The sequence below is a fragment of the Pseudomonas sp. Irchel s3h9 genome (assembly GCF_900187475.1).
Lineage (GTDB): Bacteria > Pseudomonadota > Gammaproteobacteria > Pseudomonadales > Pseudomonadaceae > Aquipseudomonas > Aquipseudomonas neuropathica.
The window spans coordinates 116329-139974 of record NZ_FYDH01000005.1 but is presented as its reverse complement, the minus strand read 5'-3'; the positions used below and the strand labels follow the sequence as shown (position 1 = coordinate 139974).

Genomic DNA, 23646 nt, shown 5'->3' with positions numbered 1-23646 from the left:
ATCAGGCGCACACTCGCCAGCGCATCCCTTTGTTGTCTTCTCGGGTGACAATGGCAAGGTTCATCCTCAATGTTTTTCTCCATCACGGTGATTCAATGACGCGGAAATTGAGCCTTTTGAAATATATGTGACTAAACTGCGTGCAGTTGTTATAGAAGACGGCTATACATTCAAAACCTAGCATATACGGACTTAACCTGCGGCATCTGGACGATAGGTTGAGTTTGAGGCGAAAGGTCAAGGAGGGCGTATGAAGCTAACCATTAATGTCTTTCTCCTTAAGGCAGGTCGTAGCCTTCGCGACGCGCTCTCTGATGAAGTTAGACTAGACCCCATTCCATTCTCACTACCCGGAGTGGAGTGCCTTTTCTATCACCAAACAAACGCATCCCATCCCAAGTGGACGCAGCTTTTCAATGATATTGAACAAGTTGCGGAGCTAGACCTCCACGGTCGGTCGCTCAAGGCGCTGATGGTGATGGCTGTACGTGATCGCATATTTTGTTTCACATTTGGGCATGCGCGGCACCTTATCGACGGTGCCGGGATTGAGCGCTATTTCGGCCTTCGCACCGCACTAAGTCTTACAGATCCGCTGTTAATAAAGTCTGTGGAGAAGTCAAATATTGATCGGACACCTCTGCGCTCGAAAGCCCAATCTTCGAAACATATGACGATATCGGAGTTCGACTTCAAATTTGACTCGGAAATTTTAAAGTCGCTCACGGGAGTCATTGAAGGTGAGAACGATGAAAGCGAATACGTGAGCGGTTCGGATTCGTTGGCCTTGCATTCGGATGTCAGACTGGAACAATTTCCGGACATTGCCTCAAGATTACTGGTTGCCTATGAGGACGAGCGCTGCAAGGAAAAATATCCCTGGATGGACTATATAGTTCCGGTACGAGACGCAGCCCTTACGTCTCAGCTTGATGGGTTGTTGGTTGATGCCATTAACGCAGAGGATTTCGATCGGGTTCGTGCCGCTGCGCCCATGCTTTTAACAGATGACGTTAGCGGTTTCGGCTACGTTCGACATGGAGCACGCTCCAAAAATGGGCCCGCGCTAAGCTTTGACTTGGATCTTCGACAAGCACTCGTTTCCAAACACATTTTAGGCGCTGTAACGCTACAGTCGCTGCATTCGGAGCGTATCTACCTCTACGGTGGGGATGAACAGCGACGCGAGTGTTGGCCTTTATACATATGCATTGAAGGTGAAATTGGGTTTCAGGGGAAGGTGTATCTATTAAGCGAAGGGGATTGGTACCAAATTGATCGTGAGTACACTGATCAGGTCAATCGGTATTTTGCAGCAGCTACTCCATCCGAACTGCATTTCCCTCCCTATCACACTGATCTTGAGGGGCCCTACCTGAGGCGAATTGCAGACAACATCAATTTCCATCTGCTTGATCAGAAACTGGTGCGACTGAATGGGGCCTCAAGCCCCTTTGAATTCTGTGACTTGGTTACCCCAGATCACCACATCATCCATGTGAAAAAGTACTCATCATCAAGCGTACTCAGTCATCTGTTTTCTCAAGCTTATGTGTCCGCCGAAGCGTTGATTAACTCTCCAGACGTTGCGGTTCAGGTGAATGCACATCTTGCGCTGGACGGTGACTTTCGCTTTGTCTTTGATCCGTCTACCCAGCCACGTAACCGCATTGTTTTCGCCATCATGCAGCCCCATGACGTCTTGCACATGCCATTTTTTTCTAAGGTTAACTTCCGACAGTTTTCACAGAGGCTGACTGCCATGGGGTACCAGGTGCAGGTGTGCCGGATACCCAGTTGATTGACTCACCCTGGTCTTGCCGTGGTGTGCAGCTACGATCACATCGAATTGTCGGAAATGAAAAAGAGGGTGTGATTTGCTTAAGGTGAGGGAAGTCCGTCCCGGCAGTCACACGAGTCAATACTATCTATTGCAGATTGGAGTTTCTGTCTAAGCTGAGGCAGCTGCGATGCAGTCAGGGCGTGAGGCCTTTTCGCCATGCTTAGGAAGGCTGCTAGAGCAAAATCGGAATGCTTAACCAGGGCAACCAAATGTTCACCCCTTGGGCCGTTACTCCCAGACATCCAGTTTTTCACAGTCCTCTCATCCGCATTCGTCCAGCGCATCAAAGTCTTTGTCGCCTGATGAGTTTCACCAAGCTCTCTATGCAAGGCCAGGGCAATCTCAGCGGCATATTGTTTTTGGGGCAGAAAAGTATTGCCTGTTTTGGTGAACATATTTCGCTCCTCGGTCTTCTACCTTCTTAAGGGCTATTTCGAAGAAACGCGTTGACCGTTCGCGGCATGTGACGAGTCAGGTCGGCCGTAAATCAGGACGAGGGTAACGCCCGTGCGGACGCTAATTGAGAGTGCGGATGGCATTGACTCGCCTATGGCCTTGGCTGCGGCGTATGTGCGCATGTCCACGGAGCACCAGCAATACTCAACAGAAAACCAGCTCGATACCATCCGACTATACGCGGTAACGCATGGGTTAGAGATCACCAAGGTTTATACCGATGCCGGCAAAAGCGGCCTGCGTCTGGAAGGTCGGGATGCACTCAAGCAGTTATTTTCCGACGTGGAGAGCGGGCTTGCTCAATACACAACGGTGTTGGTCTACGACGTAAGCCGGTGGGGGCGATTCCAAGATCCTGATGTCAGCGCAAGTTATGAAGTGAGATGTCGCCAAGCTGGCGTATCAGTCCAATATTGCGCTGAGCAATTCACCAACGATGGCTCGCCAGTGTCGAATATCGTCAAAAGCGTCAAGCGCATGATGGCAGGAGAATACAGTCGAGAATTGTCGGTCAAGGTCTTTGCCGGGCAATCACGTTTGATCGAAATGGGCTTTCGGCAGGGTGGGCCCGCCGGATTTGGACTTAGGCGTCAATTGGTGGACGCAAGTGGACAGCCCAAAAATGAACTGAGTATTGGAGAGCACAAAAGCATTCAAACTGATCGGGTCATTCTAATACCTGGCCCTGCCAGTGAAATCGCGATAGTCCAACGCGTTTACCAGCTGTTTGTAGAAGAGGGTAGAAGTGAACGGGAAATCGCTGACTGGCTCAATTCGAGTGGTGTAGTCAACGACCGGGGCTCAGCATGGTCACGCGGCACCGTTCACCAGATACTGATCAATGAAAAGTACATAGGAAACAACGTTTGGAACCACAGCTCCTTCAAATTGAAGCAGACGCGTGAGCGCAATCGTCCAGAAAATTGGATAAGGGCCAACGGAGTCTTCCGGCCAATTATCAGTGTGATCCTTTTTCAAGCCGCTCAAGCCGTCATCCAGACGCGCTCATACCGTATGCCTGATGATGAGATGCTTTGCGTGCTCAAGGCTATCTACGAACAGAAGGGATATCTGTCGGGACTGGTGATTGATGAGTCAGAAGGGTGTCCGTCCAGTAGCGCCTATCAACACCGATTTGGGAGCTTGCTCCGGTGTTATTCATTGATCGGTTACACGCCTGAAAGGGACTATCAATACATAGAAGCCAATAGGCGCCTTCGACATTTGCACCCGGTCTTGCTGGGGAAAACCACAGACAGAATCTCGGAGGTGGGCGGGCAGGTAATCATCGATCCCAACACAGACCTTATGCTGGTTAACCAGGAATTAGTTATATCGCTGGTGCTCTGCCGCTGCCAAATATCGATCACCGGCTATAAGCGTTGGAAAATTCGATTCGACGTTGGTCTGAATCCAGACATCACCGTCGCCGTGCGTATGAAAGAGCAAGAAGAAGCCGCGCTGGACTATTACATCTTGCCGACCGTGGAAATGGAAGCACCCTCATTGCGTCTGGCCGAGAGTAATCAGTCCAATCTCGAAATCTATAGGTTCGACTCATTGGATATCCTTGCGCAGCTGTCTCGGCGGTCTGCTCATCGGAGGGTGGCATGACGGCAATTCAAAACCATCGTAAAGCGTTGATGCATGTCGCAGAAGAATCATTGATTCGGCTCATTCCGTTGGATGATATTCGCGTGCTCAACCCTAGAATGCGTAACCGCCAGATTTTTGCGAAGTTGGTGGAGAATATCTCTGCATTGGGTTTAAAACGTCCAATCACTGTTACCCCTACCGCCATTGGCGCAGAGACATTTGAAATCGTTTGTGGGCAGGGTCGCTTTGAAGCCTACCAAGCTTTGGGGGAGAAAAAGATTCCGTGCATCGTAGTGAGTGCCAGCGAAACTGACCGTTATCTCATCAGTCTTGTCGAGAATTTGGCCCGCCGCAAACACTCGAATAAAGAACTGCTGTTATCGATTCAAATCCTCTCTGATCGAGGCTATACGCCTCAACAGATTGCCAGTAAAACGTGCCTGGATGTGACTTACATACACGGAATTCTCCTGCTTCTGCGGCAAGGAGAGGAGCGGTTGATCGCCGCCGTAGAAAAGGGGTGGGTTTCAATCTCCATGGCGACGGAAATTGCGCGCTCCGATGATGGAGAAGTCCAGCATGCCATGATGGAGGCATACGAGACCGGTGTGTTGAAGGGCGAGCAACTTATGAAGGTGCGACGCCTGGTTGAAAGGCGTAAAGCGTTGGGCAAGCGTTACGGGCAGCAGCCTCACAGTGATAAACCGACAACTCCGCAAAAGCTTTTGAACGTTTATCAAGCGGAGGTGCGTCGTCAAAGAGTGATGATCAAAAAAGCGGATATCAGCGAGCAGCGTCTGCTTATTATCGTTACGACAATGCGTCGGCTGCTATCAGACGAGTACTTCGTCACTTTGTTGCGCACTGAGGAGATCTCGGACATGCCTAAGCCATTGGCAGATCGGGTATTCGGGGAGACTCAATAATGGCCGAGATAAAACAGGCTTTCGAGCAGCGCATCATTGCCATTCCAATTGAACGGATTCTCCCTACTCGCAAGATCGAAAAAATAATTCAGGGTAGTAAAAAATACGCCAGCATTCTCAGTTCGATCAAGGAACTAGGAATAATCGAGCCCTTGGCCGTGCATCCCAAACCAGTGGTGAGTGGTGGGGTGTCAATGTATATGCTCTTGGACGGGCATCTTCGCTTGGAGGCACTGAAGACATTAGGTGGTACGGAAGCTCTGTGCTTGATTTCTACTGATGATGAAGGGTTTACCTATAACCGACAGATCAACCGGCTGACACCGATCCAAGAGCATAAGATGATTATTGCTGCCCTGAAGAAAGGAATTGAGGCCACCCGCATTGCCCAAGTGCTGGGGATCAACGTGGATCGAATCCATGAGAGAGAGAACCTGCTCAACGGCATCGCGCCTGAAGTGGTGGAGATGCTCAAGGTTCGAATGGTCGCTCAGGACGTTTTTCGCGCACTTAGACAGATGAAGCCCATTCGACAGATCGAGACTGTGGAAATGATGATCTCGGCTAACTGCTTTACTCAAAATTATGCTCGGATGGTGTTGGCCGCGACTCGCCCAGAGATGCTCGTGGAGAAGAAGAAAAAACAGGCGGCGGATGTCAGCTCTGTGGATATTGCTCGCATGGAGCGTGAAATGGAAAACCTGCAGCATGATTACAAGCAAGTTGAGGACACGTTGGGTGAAACGATGCTGGTCTTGGTCGTCGCAAAAGGCTACCTGGCACGCCTGCTTCGCGATGAAGCCATTTCCGCTTACCTGAAGCGGCATTACGCAGAACTGCTTGAAGAACTGCAATCCATCATGGACGCAGTCACTTCAGATGCCCGTCATCTTGAAAGAGAATGACGGTACCTCTCCATCACACCGCCAGATCTAGTTGCAGTCTCCATTCAAGCAAATCCTTGGGACATCGCTCTGCAGGAATCGTCTGAATGACCCCCTTCAACAGGTGGGAGGATGTCCGTTCACAAGAGCAACTTTCGCCGGGTCTGCTTAAAACAGTACTGACGTTTTACCTGCAAGATGCTGCCCTTCACGTAGACACTCTAAAGCGTCAGCGCCCAATCATTCGGGGCGCAAGAACTCGACACTGTCATTGGCGCCTGGCCTTCTGGCTGACGGTTTCATTGCAAAGGCAGTTTTTACAGATGGTCAGGCTAAGAGCGGGTTTTGTCATCCACCTGCTCCTTCAAGTGCAATGAAAGGGCGTCTCTCAGATCGAGCAGTGCCTCGCGCAGTCGTCGATCTTCACGAGCATCGCCCGAATCCGGTTCGAATGTTTGCGCATGCCGAAGCAAAGCTTCGGCGTCGTTTGTGTTGAGATCAAAGGTAATCATGTCGATCCTCGACGAAGGGGAGCACTAACAGGCGAACCCATGGCTGAGCCTATCGAGCTCTGCTTTCACGACTTCATATCCCATCTGACTGTGAGCCAGTTGCAACCGCGAGCAATCACCGGTTTCAACTGTCGGCTGGCTCAGCCAATGATCGGCTTTTTCTTTGTTGCCAAAAATTTGTTCGGCTTGGCGTTGGATCTGCTCGACGTTGTTCACTTTTACTCCTGGCACTCTATTGCGACTGGTTCATCTCATTTGGCGGTAGAGGCGGAAGCAGGGGTCTTGGCGCAATATTCACGGAACGCCTTGATGCCGCGCGTGATGATCAATATTGGCTTAACCATATAGCGATAGCTGACGAACAAATTCAGCGCGATCCAGGCTAGCTGGTAGGACGAACCGTGAAAACTTCGGTGGTTGTCGCTGTTTGTCCAGAACCCGTAGGCAATAAAAATAGTAAATATGGCGACCGTTAACGGAAAGATGCCGAGCCTCCCTAGGGAGACGCCAATGAAGGGGATAGTAACCACCGAGCGAACAGGCTCTCCAGCCACTTGCATTGCCCAAATTCTGTAGACCTTGTCCTTACCCAGCTGTGCTGTCACCCGGACACGATCCCCCGCCTTGACGTGAGCGTCCAGCACATCTGGGATTTCGATCGGTTCGAGTTTTTTGCCGTCAATTTTCCAAAAATGGTAGCTCACCATGTCGCCGCCGAAGCCGCGCGATTTCTCATCGAGCCGGCCGTCTACGATCTGCATTTCCTTCATCTTGAGTCCCTGTCCTTGCGTCGCTGAGTGATGGCAAAAGGATATTTCTACTAAATACTAAGGAATACTTAGTATGCGGTCAAAGCAAATCTAAGAATCTCTTAGCCTTTCGGCGATGAGAAAATGAGTACGTTCGGCAAGCGTTTGAAAGAGGCGCGCAAGCTAAGGGGTTTTTCACAAGAGCGTTTGGGGATTGAGGCGGGCATTGAGCCGGCCACGGCCTCTGCGCGGATGTCTCAGTACGAGAAGGGCGTTCACCAGCCAGGTGAAAGCATCGTGAAGCAGATCGCTGCAGTCATGAATCTGCCGGTGCCGTATTTTTATTGCGAGGACGACGAGACGGCGCATCTGCTGCAGTGCTTTCATCTTTTGAAAGCGAAGGATCGCAAGGATGTGGTCGATTGGGTTGAGCGGCTGGCATTGGGTGGGTGATATACATGCCCAAACAGAGGACTGAAGAAGCTTTTCCCAACAGCACAAGTAACGTATGAGTAGACCAGAACGCGGCAAAGCAGGAGGGAGACAAGCATGAGTTACTGGGAAATGAGGATACTGAAGCAACCCGGATTCGACCCCCAATTGCCGGGGGCCGGATATAAGACTGCCAAAGAGTACAGTCGCAAGCTTGCGATAGTGGGTAGTGGTTTGTTCGTGGGATGTGGGGCGCTTTTCTTCGTGCCGCTTACACAGCCTCTAGCGCTAGGATTGGCGGGAGCTCTGCTCGTCCTTGCCTGCATCGTGGGGCGTGAGTACAACAAGCATGCTCATGAGTTCGTGAAGCACACCTCATTGCCCCAACTGATCAGAATTTTTGCCCCTACTTGGCGTTACATGTTGATGACAACCATTTTGTTGGGAGTTGGGCTAGGTCTGACTGAATGGAGCGTTTTCGCCGAGAAGAAGGAAATGCTGTTAGGCCTGATGGTGTCGGGGAGCTTTTTCGATTTACTAAAAAGCTTCCTCACCGCCAAATAGTTGCTCATCAAGCGGTTGGCTTTCTCGTCGTTGATTGCCCGCCGCTCAGATAAGCCTATCAGCGATGTTTGCAGCATCAGCTCGCTGCTCGATGCCATGATATTTCGTCATTTTTGAACCGACGAAGCCGAAGTCTGATCTTCTGCTGGGTCATGGTAGGAGATGCTCTTGATATACCAAGAGGTTTCGCCGGTTGGAGTATGTACCGTTGCTTCGTCGCCTTCCTCTTTCTTGAGTAGGGCCCGAGCCATAGGTGAATCGATCGAAATGTAATCGTTGCGGCCATAAATTTCGTCATAGCCCACGATCCGAAATTTTTTTACGTCTCCATCGTCATTCTCAACTTCGACCCAAGCCCCAAAGAAAACCTTACCCTCTTGCTCGGGGGAATAGTCGACAACCTTCACGTCCTCCAATCGCTTACGCAAATACCTGACCCTTCGATCAATCTCGCGCAGCAGTTTTTTGTTGTACTGGTAGTCCGCGTTTTCGCTGCGGTCTCCCAGCGATGCCGCCCAAGCGACTTTCTGGGTTATTTCCGGGCGATACACACGCCACAGATGATCAAGCTCTGCTCTTAAGGCGTCGTGGCCACCGCGAGTAATGATGTTTGTGGCCAAAGCGGCCTCCTGTTGAAAAGTTATTCATGCTCAAGGGGGCGAAGCAGATTGCCGTAAGCGAGGATCAGATCTTCTTGCTGATTGATGAGCTTGTCGCAGCGCACATAGACAGAGACTAACATGCGAGAGTGAGCGTTCGTACCCGAGGGGGGAGCAATCGGGGGAGCCCAACGGATTTTGAGTATTTGAGCTAATTACTGGCTGTAAAAATGCTGGCCCAGGAGGCTACTCAACAAATCTTCCAGTACCATGGACTCTTCAAGGCTCAGTTCAAATTGGTCATAGCTCTCGATGAAATAGGTGATCCTTTCGTATTGGTAATCAAGCACCTTGCTGACGACGAGCTTGCCCTTGAGAAAGTGCACTTCACCTCTGCTTGCAGGATGAAGTTCCATCATCAGGTTTTTGATGTCATCCACTTCCAGTTCATATCGATGCTCATCGATTTTCAAAAGCAGGGTGTCACCACGCCACCGGATATCACTGAACCTGTCCCGGTTCGCACTACATATCCCGAAGGGTCTCAAAACCTCATTCGCTCTTTTGAATTTTTCGTAAAGCTCTTCAAGAGGTGGAAGTCCGACGAAATCAGAGTGGATAACGTTATTCCTAAAGTCTTTCAGCTTCTTGGCTTCTTCTACAAACTCAGGCCAATACTCCGGGATTTCAGGAAGCAGGGGGTAATCCCCCAGCATTTTCTGAACGATGTATCCGAGTGGCTTTTGGGGGGCAGCACCTGACTTTCGGTGGACATAGCTAACAATGGATTTTTCGAACTCGATAGCTTCAAAGCGCAGGTCATCAACGGACGGCACTCCGTAGCCCGGTAATTCCTTGAAGTTTCTTTCAATGAGGGTGTTCAAATTTTTCTTGCGGCGTAGGCTTTCAAACATCTAGATATCTGTTCCTTCGTCGGGATGGGCCCTGAGGTTGATGAGTCGCCGTAGCGCCAGTGTGCTTAGTCATCTTCGGATGGCGAGTATCGAGGTATTGAACGATGGCATATTCGGTATTGCCAGGTTCTTACGCTCGCTTTATCCAACATCCGTAGCGCCTCTCCGGATTCGAATGGCGCTGAGTCGCTCTTCTGCTAAGCAGGTGACAGCGGCTTGGGTGTTACTGGTTTACCAGGAATCGAAAGCGTCTTGAATGTTTCGATTTTCTCTGACTCCAGCTCCTTCAGGATCGTCTCTTTCGCATCGTTTTTGTCAATCGACTTTCCTGTGTTGTCGAAGGTGATCTGCTTGATCCGTAGCTCGATTTCGCTGTCCTTGTTCTGGCCGGCAGAGAATTCTGGGAAACCAAGGGAAATAACGCAGTGGCCATCGAGGCCCGAGGTGCTGAAGCGAAATTTCGCGTCTAGCCGATGCAAAAACAGGCTCGGGCGATAGGACGCGTTTGAGAGAAAGTCCGAATGTTCCAAGCTGAACCCCTTCAGATCCAGGTTGCGAATTTTCTCTTTCATCCAGCCCAAATCGGTTGGAAGTAGATTGTCGGGATCAGGCGCTATACCAATGTCTACGATTTCGATAAACGAGATCGCCACCAACTTGCTGTGCTGAGTCAGACCCAAAAGATATTTGAATCTGTTTTCATTGGTGAAATCGCAGAAGCGTATGGCTGTGACTGTCTCGCTCTCGTCGATTTGCTTGACTGATTTGAAGTGCGAGACCAAGTGCTTAGACATCGCTTTATTCGTGGTTCTTGTCTCAGGGGCGCTATGCGTGCTGATCAGAATCAGTTCATCCTGAGCCTTGTTTTTCTTGATCTCGATTGACCCCTTGAAGGTCTTGTGCGAATCCGCCCAGCTTTTGGATCGATCAATTCGCTCCAAAAGGTAATCCATCCGGATGGTGTCGAGGTCTTTGTTGACGGGATAGAATCCAGGCGTGCCCAGTACCTTGAAATTCACGAAGTCGAGGTCAAGTAGCTTGTTTACATCGATCGAGTCGGGAACCGAGTCGAGCAGTGTGTCTTGTCCTTGCCATCTGATCGTTTGAGTGGTGATTTTCGGATTGTCTTCCTTCGTCGTATAGGCAAGCTGTAGCTGTGAGAATTCGCTAGGCCTGATCAGGGACAAAGTCAGAGCAGGGATAGACTGTTCCTTTTCCTGACTGTTGATGAAGACACCACGACTTTTAAGTACTGTCTTAATATCAGCTGCGCCGATGTAGGGTTGGGCCAGGTAGGTGCGCAGGGCTTCACCTTGCGGCAGGATCGAGTCAATATTCTGATTACTCACTGTATCAACCTCTGAAATCTGCCTGGTAAGACTCCACATCTACTATGGAGGCGAATTCTTTGTTCGCGATCGCCAACTTGGCAATATTCGCGATTTCCTCGTGTTCAACGTAGTTGAAGTCAGGGAAGGCAAGCGTGACCTTATGTGGAAACTCAAGGGCGATCGCCATTGAAAATCCGATCATGCGTTTCACCGCTTCCTCGCTGAAACCATCCTGGCAGCAGATGACCAGATGCTTCTTGCCATACTCCTGAACAAAGAAAGGTATGAGTCCACTATTGAGGTATTCGGGAGGTAAAATTGGGCCGTTAGTCAGCCTCTGGATGGGGCTGACATTCTTCCCTGTTGAGGGATACAGGAAGCTCACGTTCTCACTTCCGAAAGTGTTTCTAACGTAAGTGATGGTGTCGAACAGGAAGCTCGCGCGGTAGTTGTCGATCACATAGATGGTTCCATAGTTGGAGTCATCCAGCTTGCGCGAACCTGCGACCAAACTGACCACATCTGCCTCGGCATCTGATTTTGCGCTAAGCCAAAAAAGGACGCCTGCGATCGCTTGGGAGCTTGCACCGTTGTAGCCCGAATTGATGGACTTTTTAACTGTCGAGCGATTAAAGCATTCGACTGTTGTTGCCAGGTCGACGAAGTGTTCTTTGAATTTGGTTCCCGGTGAGGTGGGATAGGGCACACTCGAAAACTTGGACGAAATGACCATGTGCTTGAGCACGCCATCTTCAAGGGGGGACAGGCAGCTGAAGATGAAGTCCGCCCCATGCGTCTGCCTCGGGTTCTCGGACATGCTGTGTGGCTTTGGCTTGACGCAGTCGATGCTTGTTCCTTTGAGTGCCGCTTTCCATCCGATTAGGTTCAGCAGAGTCTCTACAACATGTTCCCCACGTTCACCCAATTTCTTTGACCATTCGCCCATCACAAGTCCTTTATAAGCCGAGACGCATCAACCCAATGTGAGCCGAACGCTACGGAGTCTGAGCGGCGATGTCTAGTGGCACTTTGTCCACGAAACTGAAGTACAGCGATGTGTACTGCGGATTGCTGAATAATCAGCTGATAAACAGCATGCCGTACGGCATTTTGCTGGAAGGCCTGTCAGTTACTGTGCATCGACAGTTATCCGGGCTCTGAGTCATTCATTTTGTTTATCTATTCGGCTTCAGTGTCTGGGTGAAAAAATGTGCTTCCTTTGGTCTCATCCTCTTCAAGCTGGAAGTAGCGGTCAGCAATTTTGAGGGTCGGGAACGTCTGAATCGGCGACCTTTGGGATGAATTTGCGCTCTCGATGACCTCCAAGTCCGACGCATTTACAGATCAATTAAATTCGGCGTGATGTGGTTTAGGGTGACGAGTTCCATGACCATGACCATGACCATGACCTTGAACGGTGAGTGGGAGGCCTCCATCTCGAACCTGAAATGAGGATGATCTGCCGGGAGCCGTCTGGCTGTTTGCCGGCTTGGGGTATGGCTCTGCTAGGATGAATTCGTCGGCGGCCTAGTCTGAGTTGCTAAGTTGCCTCTTGCACCATTGTTTTCAGATGGCTCAAACCTGCAACTCGGAAACTCAAGGAAGGATCATGTCCAAACCAAAATTGCCTCCTGAGTCTGAGGTAGTGACCTGGCTGCAAAGGCTTATCGAAAACGACCAGTTGCTCGAAAACGTTCAAGGCCAGGAAATCATCACCTCCATCACGGATGCGATCGGGCAGGATTTTTTCATTCCATCCTTCGGCATCGATTACATCTCTCGACGTGCCTCAGCGGAGGCTGCTGGGCATGTGCTGGGCCGTCTAGGATTGCTGGAGATCATTTCAATCAACACCAGCATCTCGCTCACCAAGGGTGAAGTGCTGCGCCCCGACATTCTCTGTTTCAATCCCGAGTCGAAGACGCTCGTGGTTTTTGAGGTTAAACGAGCCAGTGAGACCGAGCGGCAGACCATTACCGAGCTTGCAGGTTATGAGCAAGAACTGCGGAACCTGCTTCCGTTCCTGGGCAGTTTCGACATCTGTTTTGTCGTGGTGGCTGCAGACTGGTCGACGCTTCTAACCCATGCAGTCGGTGGCATGAATGCATGGTCGGGCAAGCAATGCTTGGCGCTCAAGTTGATATCTACTGAGTCCTCATTTGAGTTGCAGGCTCATCTGCCTGAAGCATGGCATCTCACTGGTAGTGTAAGACTGCCACCCGAAGCATTGCCCTCGATCGATCTGTACCTGCACGAAAAATCGACTGATGCCATCGTCGATTACGATGATGGTGAGAGTGATGGTGGAAACGCTGGGGGGAGCGGTGTTGAAGAGCGATTTCCGCCACGTTTGGTGGTTACCGCGATGGATATTATTGCTCGTGCAGGTGACCGGGCTGGATCACACGGTTTCATGATGCTGTGGCGGGATGTCAATGGCCATGGGCGAGGGCGGTGGTGCATCACCCTGTGCGCCATCGATCCCTACTCGATGTACGCCTGGTGCAAGGAGCATGGCTTACCCCAGCGTGTTTCTGAGGCTTCTTTGTTCCTCGACAGCCGCAAGGCCGACATCGCGGGTCAGACGCCTGCCACAATCTACGACCTTGCCACCGCAGCCTACCCGATACTGAAGGAGAAGTTTGAGCCTGAGTTCAGCGGAGATTTTTGTTGGCAAATGAAGGCTCGGCAATATCGTTTGAGAGGTGTGCCTACCAGGTTTGAATTCTGGGGTAGTCTCGGTCAGCACGCGCGCGAGTTCGTCTGTAACACTGCCGTCCGGAACTGGTACATGCCCTATATGAGCCGCAACCAACTCGACTGGACAGACCCTGCCGTTGCGATGCCATTGGTAGAGAACCTGTCGGTGGGGGTGCCGTTTTCAGGGGGGACAATCAAGTGCAGTGATGCCTTCCTCGTGGGTCGGGCGCTGGGTGACCTCGCCTTGGCCGCCTTCAATGCGGCTCCAGACAAAGAGCATGCCGCGAAAATTGAGCCCATGGTTGAGTGGGCGCAGTTAGAGGTGCTTCGATACGCGATCGAAATGAAGCAGATGTCTGACGTGACGGAAGAAATCGCCACGCCAATACCCATGCTGTCCAATGATCCATCCAGGAGGCTACAGGCAACGGAGGATCTTGCGAATTGGGTGCGGACGAATCTGATCAGTGATCGGCATCCGTTCCACCAGGCGTGTTTTGATCTGGGTTTACGGGAAGCAATGCTGTTCAGATTGTCCGAGGAGGGAAGTATTGACCGCTCTCCTCCTGATCAACCTCACGAAGCCGCCTTTTTAATCCGACGCATCCTGAAAGGGGCGATTCTGCGGATGAGGGGCAGCCAAGGTCAGCTTTTACAGTCTGCGGGATATCGCGATTTCGAGGAATATCTGGCCCCGCATTTGGCTTCTTGTGAGAACGAGCAGGGTGAGGTCGACGGCTTGCGTTTGCACGCAGTGCTTGATGGGATTTCAGATATTGAGCTTCTCAGAGCGTTTCCACAGACACTCGTAAAGGGGATCGACTCAATCATTCCAGTCGTTCTTCACACTGTTAGCCCAGCGTTTCCCGCGACGGTTGATTGGGAGTGGTTGAAATCTGGGGTGAGGGTGCTGTTCGAATCGGGAGACCATCGACCGGCAGTTATTTTTAATCAAGATGGTACGGTGGGGACTGGTCGGATACTGGGGATCGGAAAATTTCTTTCTCCAATTACCGATCCTGACGCCGAGGTTTATCTCCTCGATGAGACGTCGGCACGAAACATTGCCATGAAAATGACGTGGGAGGAGGTCAAGGATCTCTATGCTGAACGGAGCATCGGTATTGCGTGAGCACTCTCAGCTCTTGGGCTCTGCGTCCTTCAGCAAGCGACGATCTGCTCATCGGGCGTCCTCTAAGGCTGCAAGCTAGCATCCGAAAGGCTCGAAAGGGTGCTGGGTCAACGCTAAAGCCGTGCGTTTATCCACTCCCAAACATTCTTGCTGAGCCACCCTTGGTGGTCTCCATTATTGAGTTTGGTGACAAAAATACGGTCATTCAGGTCAAGTTTAAGTCGAAGATCGTCAGAGATCTGGTTGGCCGTAGCGTTACTGGCAAGCCATCTAACAGACTCCAACCCAGCGTCGCTTACATTCTGATAGCGATCCAAATGCTGTATGAAAGCTTGCCGAGCTTGGGCGTAATTGCCCCGTTCCTTATTGAGATTCCATGTCACCATAAAAACAGCCATTGATTACTCCTTGGTGAGCCGAGGGTGGCTCCACCAAGCCTAAGCCAAGCCTTTGAAAGGGTCTATATGATCGTGAGCTTTCTTTACTAACGTGCTTTCATGGCAAGTGTTTTTCTTCGATGGCATTCGTTTGGGTGGGCGGTGGTTTTTTTTTAAAGAATCCACTCCTGCCAATCTGCTTCCATTCTCAAGTTCGTTGCCCTTCATTTCGTCGGGAGTCAATCACCGCACCACCTAGTCCTGTCGAACCTCTGTTCACCAATCGTATTTTTTGGGGGGAGGGGTGTGGGCTTTGCAGATGGTTTTTGAGGTTCGGCTCGGAGACATCGATAGCAGGGAGAAGGGGAGGCATGAGGCATGACAGGTGACAAAGTCTTCATCGCACTCGCCGTGCTTGAAGGTGTTTCGAGGAAAAAAGAGGTGGGTGAGCCTGCTTTTTGGCTTCAAATGAAAAAAAATTGAGGGTGCCAAAATGAGGGTGCGTACTCGAAATAGTATCTCTCAGGGAGTATGTGTACTATTTTAGATGTTCCGAATTTAAAGGGCTTTATGGAAAATAGTATGGGGGGTGAGGTTATAGGTTGTTCTCGGCGTTCTCCGAGCGATCGCCTTGAGCCGCGGCCTCGCTGACCGATTGCGTCACTTGCGGGCGGCGCACATGCCACAACTCATGGAATTCGGCGCGCATCCGCGCTTCACCTTCAGGGGTGATCAGCGCGGTGCCGGCGGTGCGGGGAGGGCGATAACGGCTCATGGCAACTTCTTGTGATTAAGACCGCTTGAGTCTATCAACCCTCACGTAACACTGTCAGTGGACTTGCATTGAGTGCCCGGCGCGTACCGAACACGCCGGCGCCACCAATCAACGCCGCGCCAATCAATGGCAGCACCAGCAACCACGGATGCGGGTGCCACGGCAGATCGAACGCGTAGCGATACAACACCAGACTCACCACTTCCGAGCCGATCGCGGCGAGTAATCCGCTGACTGCACCAAGCAGGCCGAATTCGATGCGCCGCGCCTTGATCAGCAACTGCCGTTCCGCGCCCAATGCCCGCAACAGCGCACCTTGGCGGATACGTTCATCCAGCGTTGCCTGCAAACCGGAAAACAGCACGGCCATACCCGCTGCCAACACAAACAACAGCACATATTCGACCGCCAAAGTGACTTGGGCGAGGATGCTGCGCAGCTGTTCGAGTAGTGCCTCGACCTGAAGAATGGTCACCGCCGGGAATGCGCGCGACAGTTCGACGATCTGCTGATCATGGCCGGGGGCCAGATAGAAGCTGGTCAGGTAAGTCGCCGGCAGATCCTTCAAGGTGCCGGGCTGGAAGATCATGAAGAAGTTCGGCTGGAAGTTGTCCCAGTTGATTTCGCGCAGGCTGGTGACCTTCGCTTCACGATTGACCCCGCCGACACTGAATACCATGTGATCGCCGAGTTTGAGCTTGAGGCTTTCGGCGACTTTGCCTTCCACCGATACGCCGGGAACACCGTCGGTTGGCTGATCTTTCCACCACTCACCGGCAGTGAGCTTGTTGCCCGCCGGCAAATCCGCCGCCCAGGTCAGGCTCAAGTCGCGCTGCACAGCGCGATCGCCCGCCGAATCCTTGCTGACGATTTGCTGCACAGCTTCGCCGTTGATGCTGATCAGCCGTCCCGGCACCACCGGATACAGTGGCGCGGCTTGCGCGGACACTTTGATCAGATGATCGGTGAACGCCTGTTTGTCTGCTGGCAGGATGTTCAGAGCAAAGTAGTTCGGCGCATTTTTCGGCAACTGGTTTTGCCAGGTGTCGAGCAATTCGCCGCGCAGCAGGGCAATCAAAGCCATCGACAGCAGAATCAGACCGAATGCCAGCGACTGACCAGCCGCTGCCAAGGGATGGCGCAGCAACTGGCCCAGACCCAACCGCCACGGCAGCGAAGCACGGGCGAGCATCCGCCGCAGGCTTTGCAGCAGTAACAACAGCAGACCGCCCAATACCAACGCGGCAACTACGCCACCACCGAGCAAAGCGAACGTCAGCAGCAGATCGAGGCTCAGGCGCCACATGATCAGGCCGAGCGCACCCAGGGCGGCGCCGTAAACCATCCAGGTGCTCGACGGAATCGGCAGCATGTCGCGGCGCAGTACACGTAACGGTGGCACACGACCCAGTGCGGCCAGCGGCGGTAAAGCGAAACCGGCCAAGGCCACCAGCCCGGTGCCGATCCCGGCGATCGCTGGAAACAGACCGCCCGGTGGCACGTCGCTTGGCAACAAATCATGCAGCAGCGCGAACAGGCCCAGTTGGGCCAACCAGCCGAGCAACGCTCCACTGAGCGCGGCGAACAAGCCGAGCACGGTCAACTGCAAACTGAACAGCACCATGGTTTCCCGGCGCGAAAGACCGAGGCAGCGCAGCAAGGCGCTGGCATCGAAGCGGCGACTGGCAAAACGGTTAGCCGACAACGCCACGGCGACACCGGCCAACAGCACGGCGACCAGACTGGCCATGTTCAAATAGCGCTCGGCCTTACCGAGTGCACCGCCAATCTGCCGGTTGCCATCGCGGGCGTCCTGAATCCGCTGGTTCGCGGCGAGCCCGGGTTTGATCAGTTGCCGATAGGTTTCCAGCGCCTGCGGTTCACCGCGCCACAGTTCGCGGTAACTCACGCGGCTGCCGGGCTGTACCACGCCGGTGGCCGCGAGGTCGTCGAGGTTGATCATGACCCGCGGCGTAAGGCTATAGAAGTTGCCGGCGCGATCCGGTTCGTAGGTCAGCACGCGGGTCATTTTCAATGTCTTCATGCCGACATCGATGCTGTCGCCGATTTTCAGATCCAGCGCGGTCAGCAGGCGTGCCTCGACCCAGGCTTCGCCGGGTTGCGGTTCACCGCCGGTTTCTTCAGTGGCGAAAGGCGCTGGCGCGCTCTTCAGTTCGCCGCGCAACGGATAGGCGCGGTCGACGGCTTTGATGCTCGACAACTGAATGCCATTGTCAGTGGCGATGACGCTGGAAAACTCCACCACCTGCGCATGCTTCAGGCGAAGTTCGGTGCCGCTGCGAATCTGTTCTTCACGGGCTGGAGAGCTGCCTTCCAGCACCAGATCGGCACCGAGAAATTCGGTCGCGCGCAGCATCATGGCGCCGTTGAGGCGGGCGCCGAAATAACCGATGGCGGTACTTGCCGCCACCGCCACCACCAGCGCGAAGAACAACACGCGCAATTCCCCGGCGCGGGCATCGCGCATGAGTTGGCGTATGGCGAGACTGAACAGACGCAACAGCGGCAAACGTGCCATCAAGGCTCCAGAGGGGCGACCAACAGCCCGGCTTCAAGACGGATCAGGCGCCGGCAGCGATGGGCCAGGCGTTCGTCGTGTGTCACCAGCACCAGGGTGGTGCCGCGTTCCTTGTTCAATTCGAAGAGCAAATCGCTGATGCGCTCACCGGTGTGGCTATCGAGGTTGCCGGTCGGTTCGTCGGCAAACAGCACGTCAGGTTCGGCTGCGAAGGCGCGGGCAATGGCCACACGTTGCTGCTCGCCACCGGAGAGCTGGCGCGGCGAGTGCGTCAGGCGCTGGCCAAGGCCGACGCGCTGGAGCAATTCGGTGGCCCGTTCACGCGCATCTTTGCGGCCGTCGAGTTCCAGCGGCAGCATGACGTTTTCCAGTGCGTTGAGGCTGTCGAGCAACTGAAAGGACTGGAAGACGAAGCCGACATGCTCGGCACGAATGCGTGCGCGCTGGTCTTCATCAAGATTGCTCAGGCCCTGGCCGGCGAGGATGACTTCGCCGCTGCTCGGCAAGTCGAGGCCGGCGAGCAGGCCGAGGAGGGTGGATTTGCCCGAACCGGACGCGCCGACGATGGCGAGGCTGTCGCCCTTGTTCAGTTCCAGGCTGAGTTCGTGCAGGATAGTCAGTTCACCTTCCGCGCTGGGAACCACTTTGCTGAGGTTCTTCGCGGTGAGAATGCTTGCGCCCATGGAGAATCCGATGCGTGTGTGGTTTTTGAGTGCTGGCCTGGCCTTGATGTGCATGGCCCAGAACGCAGCGGCGGGTACTGTCCTGATCGTTGGCGATAGTATCAGCGCCGGTTTCGGACTGGATACCCGCTTGGGGTGGGTGTCGTTGCTCGAACAACGGCTCAAACAGGAGGGTTTCGACGACAAAGTGGTCAATGCCTCCATCAGCGGCGACACCAGCGCCGGAGGCCAGGCACGGCTGCCGGCGCTGCTTGCAGAGCATAAGCCTGAGCTGGTGATCCTCGAACTCGGCGGCAACGATGGCTTGCGTGGAATGCCGCCAACTCAATTGCAACAAAATCTTGCCTCGATGATCGACAGCTCTCGTCAGAGCGGGGCCAAGGTGCTGCTGTTGGGCATGCAACTGCCGCCCAATTACGGCAAGCGTTACACCGATGCCTTCGCCGAGGTCTACGGCAAACTCGCCGACGATAAAAAGATCCCCCTGGTGCCGTTTTTCCTCGACGGTGTGGGCGGTCATCCGGACCTGATGCAGGCCGATGGTCTGCACCCGGCAGCCGGGGCTCAGGGCAAGTTGCTGGAAAATGTCTGGCCGACGCTAAAACCGCTGTTATGAGGCTTTTCTAAGGACAGGCTTTCGGCTAATGTGGCGCCCCCTTATCTGGAGCCCCCGATGTCGCGTTCTGCCTGGTCCCTGTTTGCCTACCAACTGATCGAGCCTGACGAACAGCTGGATCTGTTCGCCTGCCAGGAAGTGCGGGTGCATCTGGTGACTCGTCAACTCGAACTCGGTGGCTCAGCTGATCGCACCCTGTGCGGCAGCTTGCTGCCGGCGCAACCGCGCTGGTCGAGCGTTGATCGCCGGGTGTTTCAGGATCAGCGCCTGTGTTCGCTGTGCCGGGCGATTCTGGAATCGCAGAAGCGCGGCACCTCGCCGATCTGGCCAGAGCTGCGTTTCGAGCTTTAAGAGCAAAAGATCGCAGCCTGCGGCAGCTCCTACATGGGTTCGCGTAATCCTGTAGGAGCTGCCGAAGGCTGCGATCTTTTCGCATTCAGCACGCTCCATCGGCGTGGCTCCCCGAATATTCAAAGTGCGGTGTACAATCGCGCTCTTATACCCTTGTTGATCATGCGAAGGATTTTCCGGATGTTGCCGCGCTTTCCTGCCGTCACCCGCTGCCTGTCACTTGCCGCCCTGTGTGTGGCCGGTCCCGTTGCTGCATTGGAGTTTCCCCTGCCACCACCCGGTGAAGACATCATCGGTCAGGTGCAGGTGATCAAAGCCAAGTACGAAGACACCTTCGCCGATCTGGGCACGAAGTACGATCTGGGCTACTCGGAGATGGTCGCGGCCAACCCGGGCGTCGATGCCTGGTTGCCGGGTGCCGGCACTGAAATCGTCTTGCCGACCCGCTTCATTCTGCCGCCGGGCCCGCGCGAAGGCATCGTTATCAACCTTGCCGAATACCGCCTCTACTACTTCCCGAAAGGCCGCAACGTGGTGTACACGTTCCCGCTGGGTATCGGTCGTGAGGGTTGGGGCTCGCCAATCGCGCACACCTCGATCATCGCCAAAACGCCAAACCCGACCTGGACGCCTCCAGCATCGATCAAGGCTGAACACGCCGCAGACGGTGATCCGCTGCCAAACGTAGTGCCGGCCGGCCCAGACAATCCGTTAGGCCCGTTCAAGTTCACCCTGGGTACGCCGGGTTACCTGATCCACGGTTCGAACAAGAAATTCGGTATCGGCATGCGTACCAGCCACGGCTGCTTCCGCATGTTCAACAATAACGTGCTGGAAATGGCCGGCATGGTGCCGGTAGGCACGTCGGTGCGTATCCTCAACGATGCCTACAAGTTCGGCAGCAGTGGCGGCAAGGTTTATCTGGAAGCGCACACGCCGATCGACGACAAGGGCAACCCGTCTGTGGTCGACAAGCACACCGCAGTGATCAACGCGATGCTCAAGCGTGAAGACGTCACCAGCAACCTGCGCGTGAACTGGGATGTGGTGCGTGATGTGGTCGCGGCCGAAGATGGCCTGCCAACGGAAATCGGCACGCCGAGTGCCTCGGCCCCGATGGTTTCGAGTACACCGATCGACTTGCAGCAGTAAGTCGAGGTTAAAGGCCCGCCGATGCGTACAGCGCCGGCGGGTTTTTTAATGCCCGGGCAAAAGCATCGGGCACAAAAAAGCCGACCCGAAAAATCGGGTCGGCTCGATAACAACCCCGAAGGATTATTACTTGCGGCTAGCTTTGTCCAGCATGCGCAGAGCACGCTCGTTAGCTTCGTCAGCAGTCTGTTGTGCTTTTTGAGCAGCAGCCAGAGCTTCATCAGCTTTACGGTAAGCTTCGTCTGCACGAGCCTGGGAGCGAGCAGCTGCGTCTTCAGTAGCGGTCAGACGTGCTTCGGTTTCTTTCGATGCGCTGCTGCAACCGGTAGCCAGAACTGCGGCCAGAGCCAGAGCAGAGAATTTCAGAACGTTGTTCATCGTGTTCCCCTTCAAGGACTTTCAATTAAGTGGCTGTCTCCTCACGATTGAGGAAATAGCCGGCGTACATACTACCCATTACTTGTAGTAAGTAAACTGACGTAAGGCAAGAAGCAAAAAAAATTGTAGGCGTTGATTCTTTTTCGAGCAACTTTTAACTGCGCTGTTTAAAAAATATACAGCTACAAGCCCCGAGCTGAGCGAGTTAATGCGAAAAAGTTCCCGTTGCCACGTGCTGTTTTTGCAGTCTTGGCTAAAGTCTTTCTAGATGAATACGTCGACACTTTTGTTCCGAATTTGCGTGCTGCTTCGCTTATCTTTGTCCATGTTGAGGTGACTTTAAAAAAGGCTGCACGTCTTAAGTCTCAACATCCGGCAATGTTCAGGTGACCGGTTTGGCAAGATCTTCTTCCAGGCCCACCCTGCGTCCATCGGAGCAACCCCCGTCAACCCGCTTGATGACGAGCGTACCTTGAGCATTTTTGCCAATGGTGCCTACTATTTATCAGGTGCCAGGTTGCGCGAGATCGGTGTGGCTCTTCTCGGTGTCCATCAGGCACGGGGTGGCGTAGATGTTCCTTCGCCGGAAAAACATCGGTAAGGTAGGGGTCAGAATTCAAGACCCGCGAGGAGTAGTGATGAGCGAGGCGTTGTCCATCCACCATGACCAGGCTGGTCATCAGTTCGAGACCAATGTGGACGGTCATCGTGCCTACCTGACCTATATGGATCTGGGGAAACAGACCCTGGATATCTATCGCACCTTCGTGCCCAATGCCCTGCGTGGCCGTGGCATTGCCGCAGCGCTGACCGAAAGCGCGCTGCAGTACGCCGAAGAAATGGGCTATACGGTGATCCCGTCGTGCTCCTACGTCGAGCGCTACATGGAGCGTCATCAGCGCCGCGCCGCCAAGATCTGAATCGCATACACAAAAACGCCGGGCATTGCCCGGCGTTTTTTTATGCCTGTAAAACGTGTATCAACTGCGCTGGCGTTTTGGCAGAACATCCTTGAGCTTTGCGTGCATGCTGCGCAGGGTGTTCTCGGTAGCGGACCAGTCGATGCAGGCATCGGTGATCGACACGCCGTATTGCAGGTCGGCGAGGTCTTTCGGAATCGCCTGGCAGCCCCAGTTCAGGTGACTTTCGACCATCAGGCCGATGATCGACTGGTTGCCTTCGAGGATCTGGTTGGCGACGTTCTCCATCACCAGCGGTTGCAGGGCCGGATCCTTGTTGGAGTTGGCGTGGCTGCAGTCGACCATGATGTTCGGCTTGATCTTCGCTTTGTTCAGCGCCTGCTCGCACAGGGCAACGCTGACCGAATCATAGTTCGGCTTGCCATTACCCCCGCGCAGCACCACGTGACCGTAGGCATTGCCTTTGGTGGTGACGATCGACACGCCACCTTCCTGGTTGATGCCGAGGAAGCGATGCGGGCTGGAGACCGACTGCAAGGCGTTGATCGCCACAGTCAGACCGCCGTCGGTGCCGTTCTTGAAGCCGACGGCCGAGGACAGGCCGGAAGCCATCTCACGGTGAGTCTGCGATTCAGTGGTACGTGCGCCGATGGCCGACCAACTGATCAGATCCTGCAGGTACTGCGGGGAAATCGGGTCAAGGGCTTCGGTCGCGGTCGGCAGGCCTTTTTCGGCCAGATCCAGCAGCAACTGACGACCGATGTGCAGACCGTCCTGAATCTTGAACGAGTCGTCCAGGTATGGATCGTTGATCAGGCCTTTCCAGCCCACGGTGGTGCGTGGCTTCTCGAAATACACGCGCATGACCAGATACAGGGTGTCGGAAACTTCCGCGGCCAGCACCTTGAGGCGATCGGCGTATTCGTGGGCAGCCTTGATATCGTGGATCGAGCACGGGCCGATCACTACGAACAGACGGTGGTCGGTGCCATCAAGAATGTTGCGAATGACTTCGCGGCCCTTGGTGACAGTGCGCAGGGCAGCATCGCTCAGAGGGATATCACGCTTGAGCTGATCGGGAGTGATCAGGGTCTCGTTAGAGGCGACGTTTAGGTCGTTGATCGGTAAATCAGCCATCGTTTACTCGTCAGGTCACGGGTGCCGGCCGCCAGCGATCCCCGCGCGGCGGAGCACAGCAGATTTAAGCGCGTCGGGGA

24 protein-coding genes and 1 pseudogene are annotated in these 23646 nt (G+C 53.8%); 11 read left to right on the top strand and 14 right to left on the bottom strand.

All coding sequences use genetic code 11. The annotated features are described in order from the left end of the window. Positions 1-250: 250 nt before the first annotated feature. Positions 251-1801, top strand: a complete 1551-nt coding sequence (locus CKW26_RS10230) for a TIGR04141 family sporadically distributed protein (protein ID WP_095048482.1) — start codon at positions 251-253, stop codon at positions 1799-1801. 80 nt (positions 1802-1881) lie between these two features. Here the strand turns inward: CKW26_RS10230 and CKW26_RS10225 are convergent, their stop codons facing one another. Further along, a complete protein-coding gene (locus tag CKW26_RS10225) occupies positions 1882-2238 on the bottom strand; it encodes a hypothetical protein (protein WP_095048481.1) in 357 nt (118 codons plus the stop codon). A gap of 154 nt (positions 2239-2392) precedes the next feature. On the opposite strand from CKW26_RS10225, the gene CKW26_RS10220 reads away from it, so the two are divergent. Genes CKW26_RS10220 through CKW26_RS10210 form a run of 3 tightly spaced genes read left to right on the top strand, consistent with a single transcriptional unit; the run spans position 2393 to position 5726 of the window. Further along, positions 2393-3913 (top strand): recombinase family protein, encoded by a 1521-nt coding sequence (locus CKW26_RS10220; protein ID WP_095048480.1) that lies wholly within the window; start codon positions 2393-2395, stop codon positions 3911-3913. A 29-nt stretch (positions 3914-3942) separates the two neighbouring features. Beyond that, a complete protein-coding gene (locus tag CKW26_RS10215; RefSeq protein ID WP_095048645.1) occupies positions 3943-4821 on the top strand; it encodes a ParB/RepB/Spo0J family partition protein in 879 nt (292 codons plus the stop codon). Continuing rightward, entirely contained in the window at positions 4821-5726 is a 906-nt protein-coding gene (locus CKW26_RS10210) for a plasmid partitioning protein RepB C-terminal domain-containing protein (protein ID WP_095048479.1), read from the top strand. Before CKW26_RS10215 ends, CKW26_RS10210 begins: the two co-directional genes overlap by 1 nt. 311 nt (positions 5727-6037) lie before the next feature. On the opposite strand, the gene CKW26_RS10205 is transcribed toward CKW26_RS10210, so the two are convergent. From CKW26_RS10205 to CKW26_RS10195, 3 genes are read right to left on the bottom strand one after another with little or no spacing between them, the layout of a single operon-like run. Beyond that, positions 6038-6217 (bottom strand): hypothetical protein, encoded by a 180-nt coding sequence (locus tag CKW26_RS10205; RefSeq protein ID WP_095048478.1) that lies wholly within the window; start codon positions 6215-6217, stop codon positions 6038-6040. Positions 6218-6241: 24 nt separating this feature from the next. Continuing rightward, complete coding sequence (locus CKW26_RS10200) at positions 6242-6433, bottom strand: MbcA/ParS/Xre antitoxin family protein (protein ID WP_095048477.1); 192 nt, start codon at positions 6431-6433, stop codon at positions 6242-6244. Positions 6434-6468: 35 nt separating this feature from the next. Then, positions 6469-6987, bottom strand: coding sequence for a hypothetical protein (locus CKW26_RS10195; RefSeq protein WP_095048476.1), 519 nt, complete (start codon positions 6985-6987; stop codon positions 6469-6471). Positions 6988-7110: 123 nt separating this feature from the next. Between CKW26_RS10195 and CKW26_RS10190 the strand changes: the two genes are divergently transcribed. After that, the gene (locus CKW26_RS10190; protein WP_095048475.1) at positions 7111-7419 is read left to right on the top strand and encodes a helix-turn-helix domain-containing protein; all 309 of its coding nucleotides are present in this window, start codon (positions 7111-7113) and stop codon (positions 7417-7419) included. Between the two features lie 96 nt (positions 7420-7515). Continuing rightward, entirely contained in the window at positions 7516-7962 is a 447-nt protein-coding gene (locus CKW26_RS10185; RefSeq protein WP_256579891.1) for a hypothetical protein, read from the top strand. A 107-nt stretch (positions 7963-8069) separates the two neighbouring features. On the opposite strand, the gene greB is transcribed toward CKW26_RS10185, so the two are convergent. The 4 genes from greB to CKW26_RS10165 all read right to left on the bottom strand — a co-directional run bounded on the left by greB (position 8070) and on the right by CKW26_RS10165 (position 11752). Further along, positions 8070-8582 (bottom strand): transcription elongation factor GreB, encoded by a 513-nt coding sequence (greB, locus tag CKW26_RS10180; RefSeq protein ID WP_095048474.1) that lies wholly within the window; start codon positions 8580-8582, stop codon positions 8070-8072. A gap of 194 nt (positions 8583-8776) precedes the next feature. After that, entirely contained in the window at positions 8777-9475 is a 699-nt protein-coding gene (locus CKW26_RS10175) for a hypothetical protein (RefSeq protein ID WP_095048473.1), read from the bottom strand. Between the two features lie 197 nt (positions 9476-9672). After that, entirely contained in the window at positions 9673-10824 is a 1152-nt protein-coding gene (locus tag CKW26_RS10170; protein WP_256579890.1) for a hypothetical protein, read from the bottom strand. A gap of 4 nt (positions 10825-10828) precedes the next feature. Continuing rightward, the gene (locus tag CKW26_RS10165) at positions 10829-11752 is read right to left on the bottom strand and encodes a hypothetical protein (RefSeq protein ID WP_095048471.1); all 924 of its coding nucleotides are present in this window, start codon (positions 11750-11752) and stop codon (positions 10829-10831) included. A gap of 663 nt (positions 11753-12415) precedes the next feature. Here CKW26_RS10165 and CKW26_RS10160 point away from each other — a divergent pair. Continuing rightward, positions 12416-14638 carry a hypothetical protein gene (locus tag CKW26_RS10160; protein WP_095048470.1) on the top strand — a complete coding sequence of 741 codons (2223 nt, stop codon included), beginning with the start codon at positions 12416-12418 and terminating at the stop codon, positions 14636-14638. Between the two features lie 113 nt (positions 14639-14751). Here CKW26_RS10160 and CKW26_RS10155 read toward each other — a convergent pair whose 3' ends face one another. The 4 genes and pseudogenes from CKW26_RS10155 to CKW26_RS10140 form a co-directional block, all read right to left on the bottom strand. After that, the gene (locus CKW26_RS10155) at positions 14752-15036 is read right to left on the bottom strand and encodes a hypothetical protein (protein ID WP_095048469.1); all 285 of its coding nucleotides are present in this window, start codon (positions 15034-15036) and stop codon (positions 14752-14754) included. Positions 15037-15622: 586 nt separating this feature from the next. Then, positions 15623-15790, bottom strand: a pseudogene (locus CKW26_RS10150) (transcription elongation factor GreB); the annotation flags it as partial. Positions 15791-15824: 34 nt separating this feature from the next. Further along, positions 15825-18329 (bottom strand): ABC transporter permease, encoded by a 2505-nt coding sequence (locus tag CKW26_RS10145; protein WP_095048468.1) that lies wholly within the window; start codon positions 18327-18329, stop codon positions 15825-15827. After that, positions 18329-19012, bottom strand: a complete 684-nt coding sequence (locus tag CKW26_RS10140) for an ABC transporter ATP-binding protein (RefSeq protein ID WP_007908572.1) — start codon at positions 19010-19012, stop codon at positions 18329-18331. The genes CKW26_RS10145 and CKW26_RS10140 overlap by 1 nt, the downstream gene beginning before the upstream one ends. A 10-nt stretch (positions 19013-19022) precedes the next feature. Between CKW26_RS10140 and CKW26_RS10135 the strand changes: the two genes are divergently transcribed. The 3 genes from CKW26_RS10135 (at position 19023) to CKW26_RS10125 (ending at position 21131) form a co-directional block, all read left to right on the top strand. After that, positions 19023-19628 (top strand): arylesterase, encoded by a 606-nt coding sequence (locus tag CKW26_RS10135; protein ID WP_016985507.1) that lies wholly within the window; start codon positions 19023-19025, stop codon positions 19626-19628. 57 nt (positions 19629-19685) lie between these two features. Beyond that, positions 19686-19979, top strand: coding sequence for a hypothetical protein (locus CKW26_RS10130; RefSeq protein WP_007908575.1), 294 nt, complete (start codon positions 19686-19688; stop codon positions 19977-19979). Positions 19980-20159: 180 nt separating this feature from the next. Continuing rightward, positions 20160-21131, top strand: a complete 972-nt coding sequence (locus CKW26_RS10125) for a L,D-transpeptidase family protein (RefSeq protein WP_093435185.1) — start codon at positions 20160-20162, stop codon at positions 21129-21131. Positions 21132-21257: 126 nt separating this feature from the next. Here the strand turns inward: CKW26_RS10125 and oprI are convergent, their stop codons facing one another. Then, entirely contained in the window at positions 21258-21509 is a 252-nt protein-coding gene (gene oprI / locus CKW26_RS10120) for an outer membrane lipoprotei OprI (protein ID WP_003199355.1), read from the bottom strand. A gap of 638 nt (positions 21510-22147) precedes the next feature. On the opposite strand from oprI, the gene CKW26_RS10115 reads away from it, so the two are divergent. Then, positions 22148-22429, top strand: a complete 282-nt coding sequence (locus tag CKW26_RS10115; protein WP_003226804.1) for a GNAT family N-acetyltransferase — start codon at positions 22148-22150, stop codon at positions 22427-22429. A 60-nt stretch (positions 22430-22489) separates the two neighbouring features. Here CKW26_RS10115 and CKW26_RS10110 read toward each other — a convergent pair whose 3' ends face one another. Beyond that, positions 22490-23566, bottom strand: coding sequence for a 3-deoxy-7-phosphoheptulonate synthase (locus CKW26_RS10110; RefSeq protein WP_007908583.1), 1077 nt, complete (start codon positions 23564-23566; stop codon positions 22490-22492). Positions 23567-23646 lie beyond the last annotated feature (80 nt).